Below are 19,170 nucleotides of genomic sequence, written 5' to 3' on the forward strand. Positions count from 1 at the left end.
GCTCTTCGTTGCATGATTGAAAAGTTTTATGAGTACCAAAGAATATAGTGCGTCAGCAGAGTGCAATACATTGTCTGATGGGTATCGTTTTCTGTGCATATGTGTCATCGTTGTCTTTACGCTGATTGCAGGGGGATGCGGTGCGTTGCGTGTACGAAAGCCCGTTCCCGAAGATAAGATTGCACTTGCCGAGGTGAAAGGATTTCCTCATGTACGAGGGTTTGCCGATGAACTCAGCCCTGCTCTTCTTGAGGGGCTTGTTGGGTATGCGAGACAACGGGTGGAGGAGCATAAAAACTCCAACGGTGAAAAACCCATCAATTACCTGGCTATCTCAGGCGGTGGGCCCAATGGAGCATTCGGAGCCGGATTGCTGTGTGGTTGGAGTGTCGCAGGCTCACGACCTGTTTTCGATATTGTCACCGGCGTGAGCACAGGTGCTTTTATTGCTCCGTTTGCGTTTCTTGGTGCAGACTACGACGACGAATTGAAAGAAGTGTATACAACCATTTCGTCTAACGAGATTTATGTTTTTAAGGGCATCATGAGTATTCTTCGAGGTGATTCCGTCTTTGATACGGCCCCTCTTGATACCTTGGTCAAACAGTATATTACGAAAGAGATGATGGATGCTGTTGCACGGGAATATCGTGTTGGTCGGCGATTATACATAGGCACAACCAATCTCGATGCCAAACGCAGTGTCGTGTGGGACATGGGGGCAATTGCGTCTCAAGGCACTTCCGAAGCCTTGAAGTTGTTCCAAGATGTCCTTATCGGGTCGTCGGCTATTCCCGTGGCGTTTCCTCCCATGTACTTCAAGGTTGAAGCTGACGGTAAAACCTGGGACGAAATGCATGTTGATGGTGGGGTGACAACGCAGATATTTCTCTACGGGCCGCATGTCAATCCTCGAAAAATCTATACCTCTCTCCACTTACCACTCCCCGATAGTCCACGACATCTTTATGTTCTCGTGAACAACCGTATGGGTGCGACGTATGATCCTGTTTCGCCACGTCTTCTTTCTATTGCCGCCGATGCCGTATCGTCTTTGATTAAAGCGCAGACTATGGGCGCAATTTATACCATGTACAACTTAAGTCGCGACGATGACGTCGACTTTAATCTTGCCTGTATCCCCGAATCGTTCACCTTGGATACTGGTGAAGATTTTGATCCCCAAATTATGAAAGAGCTCTTTCAGCTCGGATATGATTTAGCATTAACCGATAAACTTTGGAGCAAAACACCGCCGGATTACTCATCACAGTAAATTACTGTCGTGTTCCCCTGCGTGATACACGCTGAATTCTCCTTGTCTCGCTTCTAGAGATGGGCTATTTCATTTGTTACAATTATATTGATTTGTGTTTGCGGGCGTGATTGGTTCTGCAGTCTTTGATATGAATATGAGAGTATACCTATCCATGTTATGCCGCGCATTTCTGCACGTCTTGCCGATAGTTTGGCTGATATCGTTGGAATGCGTTGGGCTGGGCTTCGCCGCTACAGAACAAGAACATTCCACTCCATCACCAACGCTTCATATTCTCGCCACGTATTCTCCCCCCATTACGTTTCTTCAGGACGATCGTCCCACCGGATTTGGGGTGGAACTCGTCCGGGAAATTGCTCGTCGTCTCAATGAAAACGTAGATATTACCATACGTCATGCCAACGCAAAAGATGGCTCTTCTGCTCGGTCGCAATTAGAAGCCATTCTCCCTCTTTTGCGCACACCTGAACGAGAGAACTTGTATAAGTGGGTCGGCCCTGTTCTCCCAAAGCGCATTATACTCTATGGGTTGAAGGACAATGTTGTCGGCATATCCAGCTTGGATCAAGCCAAACGGGTGAGTCGTATTGCTGCCGTGACCGGTTCAGATGCCTATAGGGGGCTGACCAACAAAGGGTTTTCTAATCTGATGGCGTCGCGCAGCCCGGCACAATGTGCCGATGATTTGAAATATGGACGTGCTCAGCTTTGGCTTACCGACAATATCACTATGCTTGAAGCGGTGCGAGCTGTCGGCCTCAATCCCAAAGACATCGTTCCTGTTGTCACGGTGATGGAAACAGCGTCGTATATCGGTTTCACGTTGAGTAGCGATGACCGCATCGTTAATGCCTGGCAGCGGACGCTTGATGAGATGAAACGTGACGGTACTTTTGATACACTTGAGCAGTCCTGGATTTTAGATCCTACGAGCCCGAGAGATATTGGTCTGACCGATGAAGAAAAGGATTTTCTTGCCAAACATCCGGTCGTGCATCTTGGTGTGGACCCATTGTGGCCTCCTTTCGAATTTCTCTCCGCCGAAGGGGAATACGAGGGGATGGCTTCTCAGTATATGCGTCTGCTTTCGGATATGCTTGGTATTACCATGGAGGTTGTTCCTCAGCCAACATGGGGAGATGTGATTATTGCCGCCAAAGCACGAGACGTCGATGTCCTCGCGTGTGCGGTGAAAAGCCCAGAGCGTGATAGCTATCTCGACTTTACGGAACCCTACCTCACGTTTCCCATGATTATCCTGACTCGTGACGACGCGCCTCCTTTGCGCGGGCTGAAAGATCTTAACGGGAAACGCGTTGCGGTCATTACATCATTTGCGACTGAAGATATTTTGCGAAGTCGGCATCCTTCTTTCGAATATATCAATGTCGACAACCTTGAAGAGGCTTTGCGTGCCGTCTCCACGGGGCAGGTCTTCGCCTTCGTCGGCAACATTGCATCGACATCATATTATATTCATAAATTAGGGCTGACCAATATCAAAGTGGCTGCCCCCACACCGTATGAATTCAAATTGTCCCTTGCTGTTCGAAATGACTGGCCGGAATTCATTCCTATTTTTAATAAAGCGCTCCGTGCCATCCCTGAAAATCGGCGAGATGATATTTATCGACGCTGGATAACGCTTCGATTTGAGCACACTGTTATCTCACGTGATACCTTGCTTTGGGTACTGCCAACAGTGGGGGCGCTTTTATTGCTGCTTGGGGTGACCTTGTATTGGAACCGCAAATTGTATCTCGAAAGTCGCCGCCGGGAAGATACGCAACATGCGTTGTTTGCGAGTGAAGCCCATTACCGGACATTGTTCGAAAATAGTCCCATTTCGTTATGGGAAGAAGACTTCTCCAGCGCAATGGCGGAGTTGGCAATACTGGAAGATGCTGGCATTCCCAATTTACATGATTATTTTGATCGCAATCCAGACGAGTGCAAGCGGATTGTTGCATGTGTCACCGTGCGTAATGTTAATCAAGCCACGGTGAATCTCCTCGGGGCATCGTCCAAAGAAGAACTTCTTGGTCGCATTGATAAAGTTTTTGTCGAGGAATCAGAGACCGTTTTTCTCCATGAACTTATTCATTTGTATGAAGGTGCGACGCTGTTTACAGAGCAGACCGTCAATCGTCGTTTGGATGGGGAAATTATTGATGTGTACCTCAATTTGAGTGTTCCACCGGGTTCCCATGCCTTCATGGACCGCGTTCTTGTCTCGTTGATTGACATCACGAAGCAAAAACGCATGGAAGAAGAACTCAATGCCCGCATTCAAGAAGCCGAAGCGGAGATGATGCGGCGAGAATATGTGGAAGCCGAGCTCCTGGCAGCCAAAGAGGCCGCCGATGCAGCAAACCGTGCAAAAAGCGAGTTCTTAGCTGCAATGAGTCACGAAATACGAACCCCGTTACAAACAATTATCGGTGCGGCGAATACGCTGTGTACGAAAGAGGCCGAGGTGCATGAACAGGCCTTGGAAGAACTTGATACCGCCGCGAAACACTTGTTGAGCGTGGTCGATGATGTGCTTGATATGGCGCATGTCGAGGTGCGCGACCCTCTTGCTGCCACCACGGATTTTGATCTGCATCGCCTTGTGCGGAACATAGCCAGAGCGTACTTGCCGAAGGCCGCACTCAAACAACTGCTGTTGCATATTTCGCTTGGACCTGCTGTGCCTCGCTTTGTGAAAGGCGATCCAGATAGTTTGCGTAAAGCGTTATCCTGTTTGCTTGATAATGCTGTCACTTACACGGAGTCAGGAAGAGTCGAGCTTGATGTCAGAGGCATCAATCATGGTCCGTTGCCAAGCGGTCGTTTTTTAGTTCGCTTCACTGTTTGGGATACGGGACCGGGTATTGACGAAGGAATACAACAACAGATTCGTGAGTCGTTTACGCAAAGCGACGATGTCGAAGTGTTTTCGTATGGGCAGACCGGGTTGGGTCTGAGTATTTGTCGGAGATTAGCGCAGAATATGGGGGGGAGCCTTGATTTTACATGTCTCCCAGGGAAGGGATGTCGTTTTCGGTTTAGTGCTGCTTTTTTGCCTGGTACGAAAAATAAGGTTGATAACGACGCAAGTCCAAACGATGCGCCGCTTCTCGAAGGATTGCGACCACTTCTCGTCGAAGACAATGAGGTCAATCGCCATGTGACGGAGAACTATCTCAAACATATGAAGGCCGATCCCATCGTGGCATGCTCGGCAACCGAGGCCTTTGAACTTCTTGCCCACGATCACTTCGATGTCATCATCATGGATGTACAGCTTGATGACATTGACGGTATCGAAGCAACTCGCCGTATCCGACGTGGAGAGCACGGCGTGCTTGACCCTCATATCCCTATCCTTGGTTTAACCGCCCATGCGTTGGCTGAGCAACGTCAAGCTGGTCTTGCTGCCGGTATGGATGATTATTTAACGAAACCTGTGGATTTCAGTGTTCTCGCCAAGCGTATCAAAGATGTTTTGTCCGATCGCAGCCAGGGCAAGCTGTCCCCTTCCGACGTCGCAACGTCTCATCTCGAAAGTGGGCTTCTTGCTGATGTTATGCAGCTTGGTTTGGTCAGACTGGGACGCCGGCTCGATTCTGTTGAGGCCGCGCTACGGTCTCAGAATGTAGAGCTGGCGTTGATGATTATTAAGGAAGACATTGCGACTTTACCCTCGTCCGGAGCCGCACGTCACTTACAAGACATAAAAGATGCGCTCATTGACAACGATATTCAAACCAGCTTGCAGCGTATTCAACAGCTTCGCCAGGTTCTGCTTGAGCTTGAAAACGCCCCACGCGGCAATACATCCGTTCCATTTCATTAAGACGTATCGTCACACCGACTTGACAATAGCCCTGTATTTTGTTGAGAATCTGTCATATGTGGATTCTCCCAACGAAGGAGGAGCATCCATTCTTCTTTGCGGTAATGACATTTATTAATCGTCGAATTCAATAAGTCCGAGCTTGATGGCCCCGCGGACGATTTCCATAGGGTTTGTAAACCGCATTTTCCGCATCATATTTGCTCGATGCGTTTCGACAGTTTTGGGACTAATATTGAGACTTTTGGCGACCTCACGTGTTGCATTTCCCTGAGCCATAAGAAGCATGACTTGGCTTTCCCGCCGAGTAAGCAATGCCGCTTTTTCTTTTAATTTTTCGGGAGAAAACTCTTCTTCGGTTAGGCTTTGCTCAAAATATTGACGCGCCACAATATTATCGAAAAAAACTCGGCCTTCGAGGATGCAGTGGAGCGCTTCGGTAAGTCGATCGAACGATGCTGATGTTTTCACAAGGTATCCATCACCGCCGACCTGAATCGCTTGCCTGGCGACATCGGATCGATCATTGGCAGAAATGACGAGAATACGTACTTCATTATTGCGTAACCGGAGTTCTCGCACCAGATCAAGGCCACTTCCATCGGGAAGTCCAAGGTCAACGACAACCAAATCCGGTTGAATATTTTGACAGACGTTCAAAGCATCGGCAATTGAGCCGGCTTCACCAGCCACAACAAATGTCGGGTCATTTTCAATAAAAACTTTTAATCCCATAACAAGTGGAGGATGGTCATCAACAATAACCACCTGAGACAATCTTTTCATTGCAATGCCCTTTCCGTCTTTCGTCTCCATCTGTGTCTTTTGATTTTTTATTGAATACACTGTTGGGGTCAAAATATAAACCCCAAAGTTATCTGGCCATTTTATCGCAATACACAAAAAAAGAGCGGATATTCTCTGTAAGTGTTGAAGAGAACGAAGATGTCATAAAAATATCAATATGCATCATGTTACGTAACAGCACAAATTGGTGTGAATAAATTTGTATAGTTTATGATTTTTTTCTTGTGTATGTTTATCGAAGAGATGTTTTGGTTGGTTTTTTTTAGTGTGGTTTTCTTGTTTGTGACTTGAAGTTTTTATATCTGATTATATGGTGTGTAGTTGTGATTGGTGCTACGTACAACATGATGCTGTCGTTAAACATGTATCAAATAATTTGTTTCGATATATTGATATATGCGTCAATCACACAGAAGTATATTTCTTTTTGATTTAAGTAAATGGCTTTGATTTTTTTTAAATCGTCATCGACTTGTTGGTATACGTCGTGTCAGACATATAAGGTGAATTGTATTCTTTAATATTCTGCTATATTGAATATGTATCTTGTTTATCGATAGTATGACTATTCATTGTGTTATCTATAGCACATACAAATGCTGTGTTTGTGATGTATTACATTCGTCCACTTCGTAAAATAGTGATGAGGAGCCAAAGCGCCATAACGGCTGCGATGAGAAAACCAATAATGCCGACAACAGGGATTCCTCCCCAGGTTGGCGGCACACCGGCAAGGACAACAAGGGCAGAACCGATAATGAATGCCGCAAGAACCACGGCAAAAGCAAGGCGGTTGGCAATACGGTCGAGTGTTGCCAAAAGGGGATCAAGTCCCTTGTGTTCAAATTCGAGTTTGACTTTGCCTTTGTTGGCTTTGAGTAAAATGGAGCGAAGTTCAAAGGGAAGGTCTTTCGCCAAACGCAGTGCATCGATTGACGCTAAAAAAAGTTCATTGAACACGTGATGGGGGCTATAGCGTTTGGCCTGAACGCGTTTAACAAACGGTTTGACGTGTTCGACGACTTCAAATCCCGGATCAAGAGTTTTGGCCATGTTTTCCACCATACTCAACGACTTGATCATGACATAGAGATTCGGTCGGAGGGACACACCTCGTCGCTCCAACACCTCAAGGAGATGATGGGCAAATCGACCAAAGTCCATTGTCTGTCCGGGAATGTGGAAATAGCGGTCGACGACATCGCCTACTTCAGACCCGAGTTGTAGGCGGTCCGGATCATCTTCATATACACACAGTCGAAGCAGGGCATCCAGCAAGCGCGTTTCATCCATTCGTACAATGTATGAGATGAGGTCGATGAAATTTTCGCGCTCACGTTGGCTGATGCGACCGGTAACGCCGAAGTCGAGAAAGCAGATCACGTCATTGTCGAGAATCAGCAAGTTTCCTGGGTGTGGATCGGCGTGGAAAAATCCATTGACGAAAATTTGTTGCATAAGCAAATCGAAACCACGTTCAGCAATTTTTTCGAGGTCGTGACCGCGCAAGCGTAATTGTTTGATATCAGAAACTTTAATGCCCTCCACATATTCCATGGTTAAAATGCGACTTGATAACACGTCGGGCGAAATAGTCGGAATATATATTCGAGGATCTTCTTTAAATTGCTTGGCGATGCGTGTGGCATTGGCCGCCTCAAATTTGTAATCGAGCTCGGTTTCCAATCCTCGGGCGAACTCTTCAACGATTCGTGTTGGTCGATGAATTTGGAATTCTGCAACATGGCGCTCCATAAGGGTGGCGAGATGCATCATGATCTCAAGGTCGGTCTCGATGATAGCGCGCACGCCAGGCCGCATCACTTTAACGACAACTTCTTCGCCGGTTTTGAGGCGCGCTTTATGGACTTGTCCAAGAGAGGCGGCCGCAAGGGGCTTTCGGTCAAACGATTCAAACATCTCTTCCGGTTCTGCTCCGAAATCCTCTTGGAAAATCCGTTGGACTTCGGAAAAAGCAAAATTCGGTAAATCATCTTGGAGTTTTTCCAGCTCGCGAACATAATCAATAGGAATCAGGTCCGGGCGTGTCGACAGAATTTGGCCTAGTTTGACAAAGGTGGGTCCGAGTTCTTCAAAAGCCATTCGTGCGCGTTCATATTTGGTGAAGCCGTCGAGTCGATGACGGTTCTTCGCAACAAGATCGAGACTCTTCCCTAAATAGGGCTCAAGTCGAAGACGATCCAACAAATCCCCAAATCCATATTTGAAGAAGATAGCCAAGATTTGTCGATATCTGTCCAAATGACGATAGGTATGTTCGATAACGCCAAGTTTTTTGATGCTGAGTTTCATAACGACGTTGTACGTCGGCATGCACAGGAGAACAAGACAAGAAAATGTATGAAGAGTGGGGAGAGGAAAAAAATACAATGTCAAAGAGACGGCGAAAGAACATTTTTCGCCGTCTCTTTGGAGAGTATTCGTTTTATAGGGAGATGAAAGCCCTGTGGTGCTGAGTTTGGATTGTTATCGCGGCTCGCCACGAGTTTTCTCTCCGCTTTATTTTCTAAGCGTATCGGTCATGACACTCACGCTTGAGACGGCCGAGTTCGGACATCGCGATGCGAGCGGCTTCAAGGTCATTTTCGTTGATGGCTTTTTCAAACGCATCGGTAGCAGTATTAAAAGCAGTATAATATTCGTCGCCTTTTCCCGGATACGTTGTCATGAGGCGTGATTCTTCAATGAAAACACTGGCAATGGCCGGATTAGGCAATTGACCGTTTTGCAGAGAAAGCCTGATCGTTTTCCATTCGTTTTTCATTTTTTTCTTCAGTGACTTATACTTCGGACGTCCACTGGAACTGGTAGCCTCAGTCGTTCCACCTTCTTGAACAAAAACGCCATCGTCGTCCGTCTTTTGGTATTTAAGCTTGATCTTGACGAGTGACGACTCACCCATGTTTTTGACGGACATTTTCAGCGATGAAAAACCTTCGAGAGGAACATCCTGTTCGTTAAAGATCAGTTTACCGGCTTTGACGGTTTCCGCGACATTCGCAAGAAACTCTCCCAGTTCAGTCGTTTTGACCAGTGCTTCATATTTTTGTTTCGGAGCAAGATACATAACAGTCTCCTCAGAGTTATTAGGATTTTCAGAGTATTCCCTTACCGTTAAATCCTTTTTTCTGCCACCACTTTTAATCTTTTTTTCAAAAGTTCATCGAAAAAGGGGGCTGACTGTGTACCATCGCGCCATTATTGGTGGTTTTGTTGGAGCTCGACAAGGAGCGTTTTGAGCTGGGAAGACAATTCGGCAAGTTCATTGATTGCCGTTTGAGATTGCCCCATTCCGTCCGTTGTCTCCAAACAAATTCGATTCACTTCTTCTATTGCTTGGTTGATTTTTTCACTCGCCGAGGACTGTTCTTCTGCTGCCATAGCAATGGCGTTGACTTGATTCGTTGTCGAGGTAACGACTTCCACGATGCGTCGCAGAGATTCACCAGCTTGACTGGCCAATGCAGTGGATTTTTCTACCGCTTGCTCGGCGTGTTTCATCTCTTCGATATTTTTATTTGTCCCGCTTTGAATGGCGACAATGGCAACTTCAACATCATGTGTTGCGTTCATGGTTTTTTCTGCAAGCTTTCTCACTTCATCGGCAACAACGGCAAAGCCTCGCCCGGCTTCGCCAGCACGCGCTGCTTCAATGGCTGCGTTGAGAGCCAGGAGGTTAGTTTGATCAGCGATGTCATTGATGACGGCCATGATTCCACCGATGTTTTCGGCTTCAAGTCCGAGTTGTCCCAAACTTTCTTTCATCCGGACCGTCTTGTTGAGTACTTCTTTGACAGCGCATGCCACATCGTCGACGACGATTTGTCCGTCATGCGCCATTTGTCGCGCTGTATCGGCGCTTTGAGCTGCGCCGGAAGTGTTCTTAGCCACTTCAAGCATAGAATCATTCATGGCAATCATAGAAAGTGCCGTTTCATCCATGCGTTGATTTTGTGTCCCGGCGCCAATGTGCACCTGTTCGGCCTGAACAGAAAGTTGGCTGCTTGTCGCTGAGAGGTTGTTAACGATGGATTCCAGCTGATTGGCCGCATCGCTCAGCCCTTCGCTTCGTGCCATTGCGGCTTGACGCGTGGCTGTTTCAACCTCGACTAAGGCTTGACGCGCTTGGTGCTCGGCCGTTTCTGCTTGTTGACTCTTTTCTTCTGCCTGTGACATCATCTGCTGGAGATGCGTAACCATGTTTTGGATAGCTTGGCGCAATATGTCCATTTCACCAGAAAAAACACCTTGTATTCTGGCTTCCAGATCCCCTTGTGACACTGCGTTGGCGTATGCAATGACTCGGTTCAGTGGACTAAGTATGGACATGACGGTGAAGAAAGAAAATAATACCGCAAAAAGAGACCCAAAGCCAATTGCACAACTAATCATTGTTTTGGAGTATGATGAAGCATGGAGTGTGTTATGGATGGATTGGTCCGACATGGACTCACTAAATACACAAAGGTCTTCTATATCTGATTCGAAGTCATGGATTATGTTTTTGAATTCAGCCATCATCGTGTTGGCTTGCTGCGGGGTAACGTTTTTGTTCTTTTTTAATTTTTTGACAATTCCAAGAAATCCTTCCGTATAGTCATTACATTTTTTTTGCAGTGAATAAATATTCTCACGTATATCTTGTGTGATATGTTCATCATGCATGTCTGGTGAGGCTATTTTTTTCAAAACATCGATGCTGGCTTTGACATCTTTTGCCTCAAGTATAAATTTATTGAGATACTTTTCTTGCACGGAAGTGTTTCCAATGTTCAAAAAGAAATCTTTTTCATATCTGCGCAAATTGAGCATCTGCACATTGATATTTTGAGCTCTATCAAGAAACGTGACATCCTTATTCTTGAACGCAAGAAGGTTTTCGTTTCCGGAATTAATGGAAAAATATGCCAATGCACCAATGACGAGCATCACCATCAGCAACAGCAAGAAACCAAAAATCAATTTCAACTTTATAGAAATACGCATCTGAACTACCTCCATAGCATAATGAAGACAGTATATCGTTTGCACAACGATATATTGCCTTCCACCAAAAGACTGAAGAACACATCGCGTCATGAGGTCTTTTTCCCGGCACATCCGTTATCTTGGACGGATGTGCCGGAAATCATGAATTCGTGCGTGCTTCTATATAGAAGAAGTCGTGGCGCTTATGTGACAAACAAACATTCTTTTGATGAATATAACAAACAATGATTTTCCGTTGTATCCTGCAATCACTTCTACGCACACATAGATGTATGATGTTGTGTTTTAGAGTTTTGACTTCAGCACCATATCGGTGATTGGACCACGAGATTTATCGCCTTTAAGTACAATATGGCCATAATTGTTAAACCCTTTGAACTTTCTCACAATCCAATTCAAACCATTGTTTTGAGCGTTGAGGTATACATTGTCGACTTGTGATGTATCGCCGAGGCATAGACATTTTACGCCTTCTCCCATTCTTGTCAGCAGTGCTCGTACTTCAGAACGGGAGAGGTTTTGCGTTTCATCGACAATAACAATAGCGTTCTCGATGTTCATGCCGCGAACAAACGTGAGAGGAAGGATTTCAAATTTCTTGGGATTCAGTTTGGGAACATCATCATTCGGATTGATGAAGACTTTATTCGCTTTTCGCACAGTATGGAGTTTTCCGAGTAAGCTGTAGATATATTTGACATAAGGTTCAAGCTTCTCGGTGACATCGCCAGGGAGAAAACCGAGTTTTGCGCCGATTTCAATCGTTGGTTTGACGACATAAATTTTATCAAACTGCTTTTTTTCCAACATAAGATAGAGGGCGGACGCCAAAGCAAGGAACGTTTTGCCGAAGCCTGCATCGCTTTGTATGGAGACGAGGTCAATGTGCTCGGTCAGGATGAGTTCCAAGGCAAGGTTTTGATACACCGTACGTGGCTTCACATTCCAGACTTCGTTTTGATAGCCAATGACCTTGTCTGTTTCCGGTCCATGAAAAACGGGTTTTCCTTCTAACCAACTAAAACAGTTGGGAACACGTTCATCTTCCTTTTCAACAAACCCCGTAAAAAGTTGCGATTCGGATTCAAACGGCCTGGAATCTCGTAATTCTTCACTTTTGATATCCCGCAAACTTGCTTGAAGTTGCAGAATACGATCATTCGTTACAAGAATGGGGTCTTCAATTTCGTCAGAGGACGTTATTTCATCAAGAATATAGTTATCGACAATATCCGCGAAATGCGACGCAACGTTGTCAGTGCGAAGAAATTGGATGGTGTCTTTATGCTCCAAAAGCAAGTTGACAACATTGGCGACAATGTGTCGCAATTTTGGCGTTTTCTTGAGTCCCTCGAGTTCCATGAGGACGTGATACGGAATGTAAATATTATTTTCCGCACCATTTTGTAGCGTCAGGATGCTTTGAGGATTCTCAATAAGGACATTGGTGTCGAGAACATAGTTCTTCTTTTGGATTCGTTGTGTCATGAACACTACGCACCTTCGTTTCAGTGTTGATCCGGATGTGCCAGGAACATTCCATCACCGGAGAATTGGGGAGAGGGAGTAAAAAGCGCGAGTGAGCGAGAGCGGTGTCTTGGGTAAACAGAGAGGGTGTGCGGTCCGGTGAGGAAACCGGACCGCGCAAAATTCAGAAAAGGATGCGAACGCTGTGGGGGCGTCACAAGAACCTATTGCTTAATAGCGTTTTTGCAATTTCGCCCGATACCAGATGGCAAACATGTTCATACCGAAGACCAAGGCTATGAGCACAAGCGCTGTGCCGTATTGCAGAGGGCGTGTTTTGTCGATCTCTGTGCCGGCCGTGGCTAAAACGTAGATGTGATAAGGCAGCGCCATGACGTCATCCAAAATTGATGATGGCAGATTCGGCGAATAGTAGACCGCTGCTGTAAACATTATGGCCGCAGTTTCTCCGGCTGCACGGGACAACCCAAGAATTGCTCCGGTCAACATGCCGGGCAGAGCCGCGGGTAACACGACAAGTCGGATGGTTTGCCATTTCGTCGCGCCTAATCCAAGCGAGGCTTCACGATACGTTTGCGGCACAGACTTGAGCGCTTCTTCAGCGGTGCCGATAATAACGGGCAAAATAAGAATGGCCAGGGTCAATACCCCCGAGAGGATACTGACGCCAAATTCAAACATCGTGACGAAAAACGCGAGTCCGAACAGTCCAAAAACCACCGAAGGGACACCAGCCAAGTTATTGATGCCGAGACGGATAACACGAACGACTTTGCCAGGTCGGGCGTACTCCTTGAGGTATACTGCTGATGCAACGCCTAATGGAAATGCGACAATCATTGAACCAATACTAAGGATAACCGTTCCCAGAATACAGGGGAAAATTCCCCCTGCCGTCATGGAATCACGCGGAGCTTGGGTCAAGAATTCAAAATTAATTGCCGGTAACCCATAATAGAGCAAAAAGGAGCAAATAACGAGAAGCGCTAGCCCGTTGATGATGGCAGCCGCACGCAGAATCCACCACACAATGCGTTGTGACAGCAGTCGTCTGGCTTGAAAACCGGGATGAATAGTCAGCATATTGATTTGCTCCCGCGTTTACAGAGTGGAAGCGCCGACCTGTTTGTGCTTTTCAGACACATAATCGGCGACGATGTTGAAAACGAGCGTGAAGACAAAAAGGACCATACCAATGGCGAACAGCGCGTGATAATGATTGCCACGAAATGGTGCTTCTGCCATTTCCGCGGCAATACTGGCCGGCATGGGGCGAACCGGGTCGAACAGCGATGTGGGGATCAGCGCAGCGCCACCAGCGACCATGAGGACAACCATTGTTTCGCCAATGGCCCGAGACATTCCCAAAATGACGGCTGTAGAAATGCCGGATAACGACGCCGGCAGCACAACTCGGAAAATTGTCTGACAGTGAGTTGCGCCAAGAGCGAGCGATGCTTCTTTGAGTTCGCGAGGGACGCTGTAAATCGCATCTTCGGAAACACTGCAAATCGTGGGGACAGACATAAACGCAAGCATGATGGAGGCATTGAACAAGTTTAACCCTGTATTGAGATCAAATGTTTGCTGAAGGAACGGAGCTACAATGACCATTCCAAAGAACCCGATGACAACGGAGGGAAGGGCAGCAAGCAATTCGACAATAGGCTTAATAATACCACGCACTTTACGGGTCGTAATTTCGGCCATATAGACGGCCGTCAACACTCCCAGAGGAATGGCAATCATTGAAGATACAGCTGTAACAGCGATGGATGCCATAATCAGCGGAAATATGCCGAAGTCCGGCGGATCGTCCGTGGGATACCAATAATTTCCGAAGAGAAAGTCTGTAACCGAAGTCACTTTGAAAATGGGCAGGCCTTCGATGAATAAGTAAATCATGATGAGTGCCAGCGCCACGATGGAAGAAATGGCGGTGACGAAGAAAACATTGCGAATGAAATCGTCTTTTTGCTTGCGTGACCAAGCCATGGCGCACCTCGTCGCCCCCGCCGCCGGGAGCTTTTGAGCCTTTCCGTAGCGGTTAGGCCGGGTGGATGATGCCGGTGTGTCGGCTTCGGACAAGAACGCCGGGCGGACAGAGCCACCCGGCGTAAAGGAATTTACTCAGGCGTCTTATTTTTTGACGGGAACAGCGCCTTCTTCGGCAACAATCTTCTGGCCGGTGGCGGGATCCATGATGAAGTCAACAAAGCCCTTCAGAGTACCCTGAGGTTCACCATTGGTGATGATGAAGAGGGGGCGGGAGATGGCGTATTTGCCAGCAGCAGCGGTACCGGGGTTGCCGGGGACACCGTTGACTTCGAGGCCTTTCACGGTTTCGTTGACATAACCGTAACCGTCATAACCGATGGCTTTCTTGTTTTTACCAATGGCCTGCAGAACAGCACCGGAAGAGGCCTGGAGCAAAGCGCCAGGGAAAACGCGATTGCCTTTGCCCATCACGAGTTCCTGCCAGGCTTCATAGGTGCCGGAGGAGGTGTCGCGAGAAATGACAACGATGGATTCGTCGTCGCCACCGAGTTCTTTCCAGTTGGTGATTTTACCCATGTAGATGTCACGCAGCTGTTCGATGGTGGCACCTTTCACTTTATTGGCGGGGTTAACGATGGGGATGATGGCGTCAATGGCGATGATGATCGGGTTGGCTTTCACGCCTTTGTCAGCAGCCAGCTTGACTTCTTTATCTTTCATGTGGCGCGAGCTCATGGCGAGGTCGGTGGTGCCGTCGATGATGGCTTTCACACCGTTGCCCGAACCACCGCCCGAAACCGTGATTTTCACGTCGGGATTTTTTTTCATGTAAGCTTCAACGAGCTTTTGCATGATGGGCAGAACCGTGGTGGAACCTTTCACTTCGATTTTTGTTTCAGCAAAAGCCGTGCTGGCCAGCAACATGGCAGCAGCGAAAAGAGCAAGAATCTTTTTCATCGAGGAACCCTCCAAAAATGGTGATTTTAATCTGTCGTGAACCGACAGTGCTTAACCTGCTTACGATAGGGCTGGAACCTAGATTGAAGATGTTACAAATTGGTGTCGAGCGCAGGAAGAATAGGTGACACAAGGATTTCCTCGCTTTATCCTGCGTTTTTTTAGCAATTCCTGAATCTCCACGCGATGTATGTTACAGTCGTATGATCTTGCTTGAGGCGTGCATGTCACGATGGGGCTCAATCAAAAAAAATAAAAAAAACTCCTCAAATCGCTGAATTTGACTTACGTCAAGGTGAGCTTCTCAGTCATGGCGTAGTTTCGACTCCAACGAAAACTCAAACCGCCTACAGGAAGGAGGACACGATATGTTTTGCTACCAATGTGAACAGACTGCGAAGGGAACCGGTTGCACCAAAGTTGGTGTGTGCGGTAAATCAGATGAAGTCTCCGCGTTGCAGGACGAGTTGGTGTATGTGCTGAAAGGTTTGTCGCAAATTGCCGTTCCTGCACGGGAAAACGATATTGATATGGCTGATGTCGACGCATTTACGCATCAAGCTATGTTCTCCACGTTGACCAACGTCAACTTCGACCCTGAACGCTTTCCCGGCCTGGTCAAAAAAGCTGTGGAACTGCGTGAAGGGCTGAAAAAAGCTCTCGACGCCAAAGGCGTGACCTACCCGACTGACGGACCTGCAGCGACCGATCCGAGCGCTACGGTGGACGCCGTGAAAAAGGAAGGCGAAATCCATGGGGTACTCGAAGGAAAGACCCCTGAAGGCGAAGACGATATCCATAGTCTTAAGCAGACCGTGATTTATGGCATCAAGGGGATTTGTGCGTATGCCGATCATGCACAAATTTTGGGCAAAACCGATCCGTCGATTGCGGCATACGTCCACAAGGCTTTGGCTGCGACATTGAGGACCGATCTCAGCCTGGAAGATTGGGTTGGTCTGGCACTGGAAGCCGGTCAGGTGAACCTGCGTACCATGGAATTGCTTGATGAAGCCAATACCTCGGCGTATGGGCATCCTGTCCCGACGAGCGTTCCTCTGGGTCACAAGAAAGGTAAGGCCATTCTTGTTTCCGGCCACGATCTCAAAGATTTGCACGATCTTCTTGAGCAAACCAAAGACAAAGGCGTCTTTATTTACACTCATGGGGAAATGTTGCCCACGCATGGCTATCCTGAGCTGAAGAAGTACGACCATTTTTATGGGCATTACGGTACAGCCTGGCAAAATCAGCAGCAGGAGTTCGGTGAGTTCCCCGGCGCCATTCTCATGACGACCAACTGCATTCAGAGGCCTCAAGCCAAATATCAGGATAATATCTTTACGACCGGTCTTGTTGGTTGGCCTGGTGTGAACCATGTCAAAAACGGTGATTTCGGTCCGGTGATCGAAAAAGCTTTGGCTATGCCTGGATTCGACGCTGACGAAGAAAAAGGAAGTGTCCTGGTTGGTTTTGGTCACAATGCTGTCATGGGTGTGGCCGATAAGGTCATCGACGCCGTCAAATCGGGTGCTATCAAGCACTTTTTCCTCGTTGCCGGTTGTGATGGTGCCAAGCCCGGACGGAACTACTACACTGAATTCGTAGAAAAGGCTCCGAAGGATACTGTTATCTTGACGCTGGCCTGCGGGAAGTTCCGCTTTTTTGACAAGCAACTCGGCGATATCGGCGGCATTCCTCGTCTGCTCGATATCGGACAATGTAACGATGCCTACTCGGCGATTCAGATTGCCGTTGCCTTGGCGAAAGCCTTCGATACCGACGTCAACAGCCTGCCGCTGTCGCTCGTATTGTCCTGGTACGAACAAAAAGCGGTGGCTATTCTGTTGACCTTGTTGGCGCTGGGTATCAAGAATATTCGCCTCGGACCCTCTTTGCCCGCGTTCTTGACGCCGAATGTCCTGAACTTCCTTGTGGCAAACTATAATATCAAACCGATTACCACTCCTGACGACGATCTCAAGGAGATTCTTGGATAAGGAACAGTGCGTGTTGTCTTCGGGGGCTGGGGGAGATTATCTCCTCCGCCCCCTCTTTTCTGACTCATGTATCTTCTCTATACCAAGCACACGAGCATCAGAAAGAAGATGCCGTGACGATTAACCGTCACGGCATCTTCTTTTTGATATTCTGTTTTTTCTTCTTTCGTTTACAAATCTCGCACCACTTCGAGTTTGTAGACGCGATAAGGAGTGTCTTCCATATTCACAAAAATTTTCGCAGCGACGCCTTTATCGACATAGAACACTTTCACAAGTCGACCGGATTTGAGGCATTGTATGGCGTAGTTGAACAAACTTTCATCGCTAATGGACATCGGCACAAATTGGTTGCCGGCATTCCCAAGCTGGACGATGACTTCCCAGGTCTTTATGAGATTCCCTTTGCGTGAGGCTTTGACAATACGGCCGGCGCGCATGCCTTCGGACTTTGCGAGAAATCCACTCGGTTTCTTGATTTCATAGGACAGCGGGTTAGGATCTTTGCGGGTGACGAAGTCAATTTCTTGCAGACGATAATCCGTATCCTTAAACGACATGTTGATCATTTCTTCACGATATTTCACCCAGACATATTCGCCGACGTATTTCATAATTTCATCGGACTTGCTGCGTGACGCTGAAAATCTCCAAGGATTAATCGTGGCATCAATGGTTTTGCCTTCTTTGTCGGTAAACGATTCCGTTGCAGCGGAACTGTCGCGACCGAGCATGATTTCGCCTTCTCCGGTTTTGATCAGGTAGCCTTTGTCCGAATATTTGGACAACAGCCCCATTCGGTAGCCCTCAGAGTATTTACCCACAGATAACGCCGGGGTCGCGCTCGTGACCAAAAGACATAAACCGATGAGAAACGACAGAACAGACTTCATGATACCGTCCTTATTGATATTGAGCGATAAGCCGCTTGGCCGTATTGCTTGGAATGGCAAACCCGATTCCTTGTCCCGTGGCAACAATGGCCGTGTTGATACCGATGACGTCGCCGTGCAGATCAAGCAGCGGGCCTCCGCTGTTACCGGGGTTAATGGCCGCATCGGTTTGGATTATATCGCCCAAGGGGCCTCCGATATTGCGACCGGTTGCACTGACAATGCCGACGGTTACGGTATGGCTTAAAGAAAAAGGATTGCCAATAGCAAGTACCCATTCTCCCGTTCGAATGCGTGAAGAATCGCCAAGATGGAGATAGGGCAGCGGTCGACCGGTATCGATTTTCAGGACAGCCAAGTCTACATCGGGTTGTGTTGCAACAACGCGAGCAGGATAGGACTCTTCTTCTCCATTGGGTAATTGCAAATTCACTGCAATGGTGCTTGCTCCGCTGACGACGTGTGCATTGGTGACAATATGTCCATGAGGACTCATAACGAAACCGGAGCCAAGAGATTGTTTCTTTACAGGGCTTTGGGGAAAGAATTGATCAAATTCTCGAAAGAAATCTTCAAAAGGTGATCCTTTGGGAACTTGAAAATACTGTGAACGTCGAGGCTCGATCGTGCGTTCACTGCTGACGTTCACGACGGCCGGACCAACTCGTTGCACAATTTCCGTAAAATCAGGCAATTCGACAAAGTGCGGGGCTTTCGTCTCGATTCGTTGTTTTGATGGGGAGGAGATTGTCGCGTGTTGTGGCATTGCGGGTTTTGTCGCTGATGGTCTGGTCGTGCATGCGCCGACTAATGCACATGCCATAATGACAACGACAAAGAGGAATCGTGTTTGCATGTTTGCCCTCCTGCTGACTTGAAGCATCACACGTCTGCGGC

At 47.5% G+C, this 19,170-nt stretch carries 13 protein-coding genes; 3 read left to right on the forward strand and 10 right to left on the reverse strand.

Annotated elements, in window-relative coordinates:
* Positions 1–28: 28 nt before the first annotated feature.
* Positions 29–1,276: a patatin-like phospholipase family protein gene (locus tag G451_RS29270; RefSeq protein WP_051261464.1), complete on the forward strand. Its 1,248-nt coding sequence runs from the start codon at positions 29–31 to the stop codon at positions 1,274–1,276.
* Between the two features lie 130 nt (positions 1,277–1,406).
* On the forward strand, positions 1,407–5,120 hold the full coding sequence (locus G451_RS32775; RefSeq protein WP_156921613.1) for a transporter substrate-binding domain-containing protein: 3,714 nt from the start codon (positions 1,407–1,409) through the stop codon (positions 5,118–5,120).
* 114 nt (positions 5,121–5,234) lie between these two features.
* Here G451_RS32775 and G451_RS0112890 read toward each other — a convergent pair whose 3' ends face one another.
* The 8 genes from G451_RS0112890 to G451_RS0112925 all read right to left on the reverse strand — a co-directional run bounded on the left by G451_RS0112890 (position 5,235) and on the right by G451_RS0112925 (position 15,380).
* Positions 5,235–5,906: a response regulator gene (locus tag G451_RS0112890; RefSeq protein ID WP_034642209.1), complete on the reverse strand. Its 672-nt coding sequence runs from the start codon at positions 5,904–5,906 to the stop codon at positions 5,235–5,237.
* A gap of 636 nt (positions 5,907–6,542) precedes the next feature.
* Positions 6,543–8,240 carry an ABC1 kinase family protein gene (locus tag G451_RS0112895; protein WP_034642211.1) on the reverse strand — a complete coding sequence of 566 codons (1,698 nt, stop codon included), beginning with the start codon at positions 8,238–8,240 and terminating at the stop codon, positions 6,543–6,545.
* Between the two features lie 214 nt (positions 8,241–8,454).
* A complete protein-coding gene (locus G451_RS32780) occupies positions 8,455–9,015 on the reverse strand; it encodes a GAK system XXXCH domain-containing protein (protein ID WP_051261466.1) in 561 nt (186 codons plus the stop codon).
* A 131-nt stretch (positions 9,016–9,146) separates the two neighbouring features.
* Positions 9,147–10,934 carry a methyl-accepting chemotaxis protein gene (locus G451_RS32785; protein ID WP_051261467.1) on the reverse strand — a complete coding sequence of 596 codons (1,788 nt, stop codon included), beginning with the start codon at positions 10,932–10,934 and terminating at the stop codon, positions 9,147–9,149.
* Between the two features lie 288 nt (positions 10,935–11,222).
* Positions 11,223–12,425, reverse strand: a complete 1,203-nt coding sequence (locus tag G451_RS0112910; RefSeq protein WP_027184585.1) for a PhoH family protein — start codon at positions 12,423–12,425, stop codon at positions 11,223–11,225.
* Positions 12,426–12,635: 210 nt separating this feature from the next.
* Positions 12,636–13,508, reverse strand: coding sequence for a phosphate ABC transporter permease PstA (gene pstA, locus G451_RS0112915; protein ID WP_027184586.1), 873 nt, complete (start codon positions 13,506–13,508; stop codon positions 12,636–12,638).
* A gap of 18 nt (positions 13,509–13,526) precedes the next feature.
* Positions 13,527–14,420, reverse strand: a complete 894-nt coding sequence (gene pstC, locus G451_RS0112920) for a phosphate ABC transporter permease subunit PstC (RefSeq protein WP_027184587.1) — start codon at positions 14,418–14,420, stop codon at positions 13,527–13,529.
* Between the two features lie 144 nt (positions 14,421–14,564).
* Positions 14,565–15,380: a PstS family phosphate ABC transporter substrate-binding protein gene (locus G451_RS0112925; RefSeq protein WP_027184588.1), complete on the reverse strand. Its 816-nt coding sequence runs from the start codon at positions 15,378–15,380 to the stop codon at positions 14,565–14,567.
* A gap of 368 nt (positions 15,381–15,748) precedes the next feature.
* Here G451_RS0112925 and hcp point away from each other — a divergent pair, with 368 nt between their 5' ends.
* The gene (gene hcp, locus G451_RS0112930) at positions 15,749–17,380 is read left to right on the forward strand and encodes a hydroxylamine reductase (RefSeq protein WP_027184589.1); all 1,632 of its coding nucleotides are present in this window, start codon (positions 15,749–15,751) and stop codon (positions 17,378–17,380) included.
* A gap of 170 nt (positions 17,381–17,550) precedes the next feature.
* Here hcp and G451_RS32790 read toward each other — a convergent pair whose 3' ends face one another.
* Positions 17,551–18,273: a hypothetical protein gene (locus G451_RS32790; protein ID WP_051261468.1), complete on the reverse strand. Its 723-nt coding sequence runs from the start codon at positions 18,271–18,273 to the stop codon at positions 17,551–17,553.
* A 10-nt stretch (positions 18,274–18,283) separates the two neighbouring features.
* Positions 18,284–19,129, reverse strand: coding sequence for a trypsin-like peptidase domain-containing protein (locus G451_RS29295; protein WP_051261469.1), 846 nt, complete (start codon positions 19,127–19,129; stop codon positions 18,284–18,286).
* Positions 19,130–19,170: the final 41 nt, after the last annotated feature.

This window comes from Desulfovibrio inopinatus DSM 10711 (assembly GCF_000429305.1).
GTDB lineage: Bacteria > Desulfobacterota > Desulfovibrionia > Desulfovibrionales > Desulfovibrionaceae > Alteridesulfovibrio > Alteridesulfovibrio inopinatus.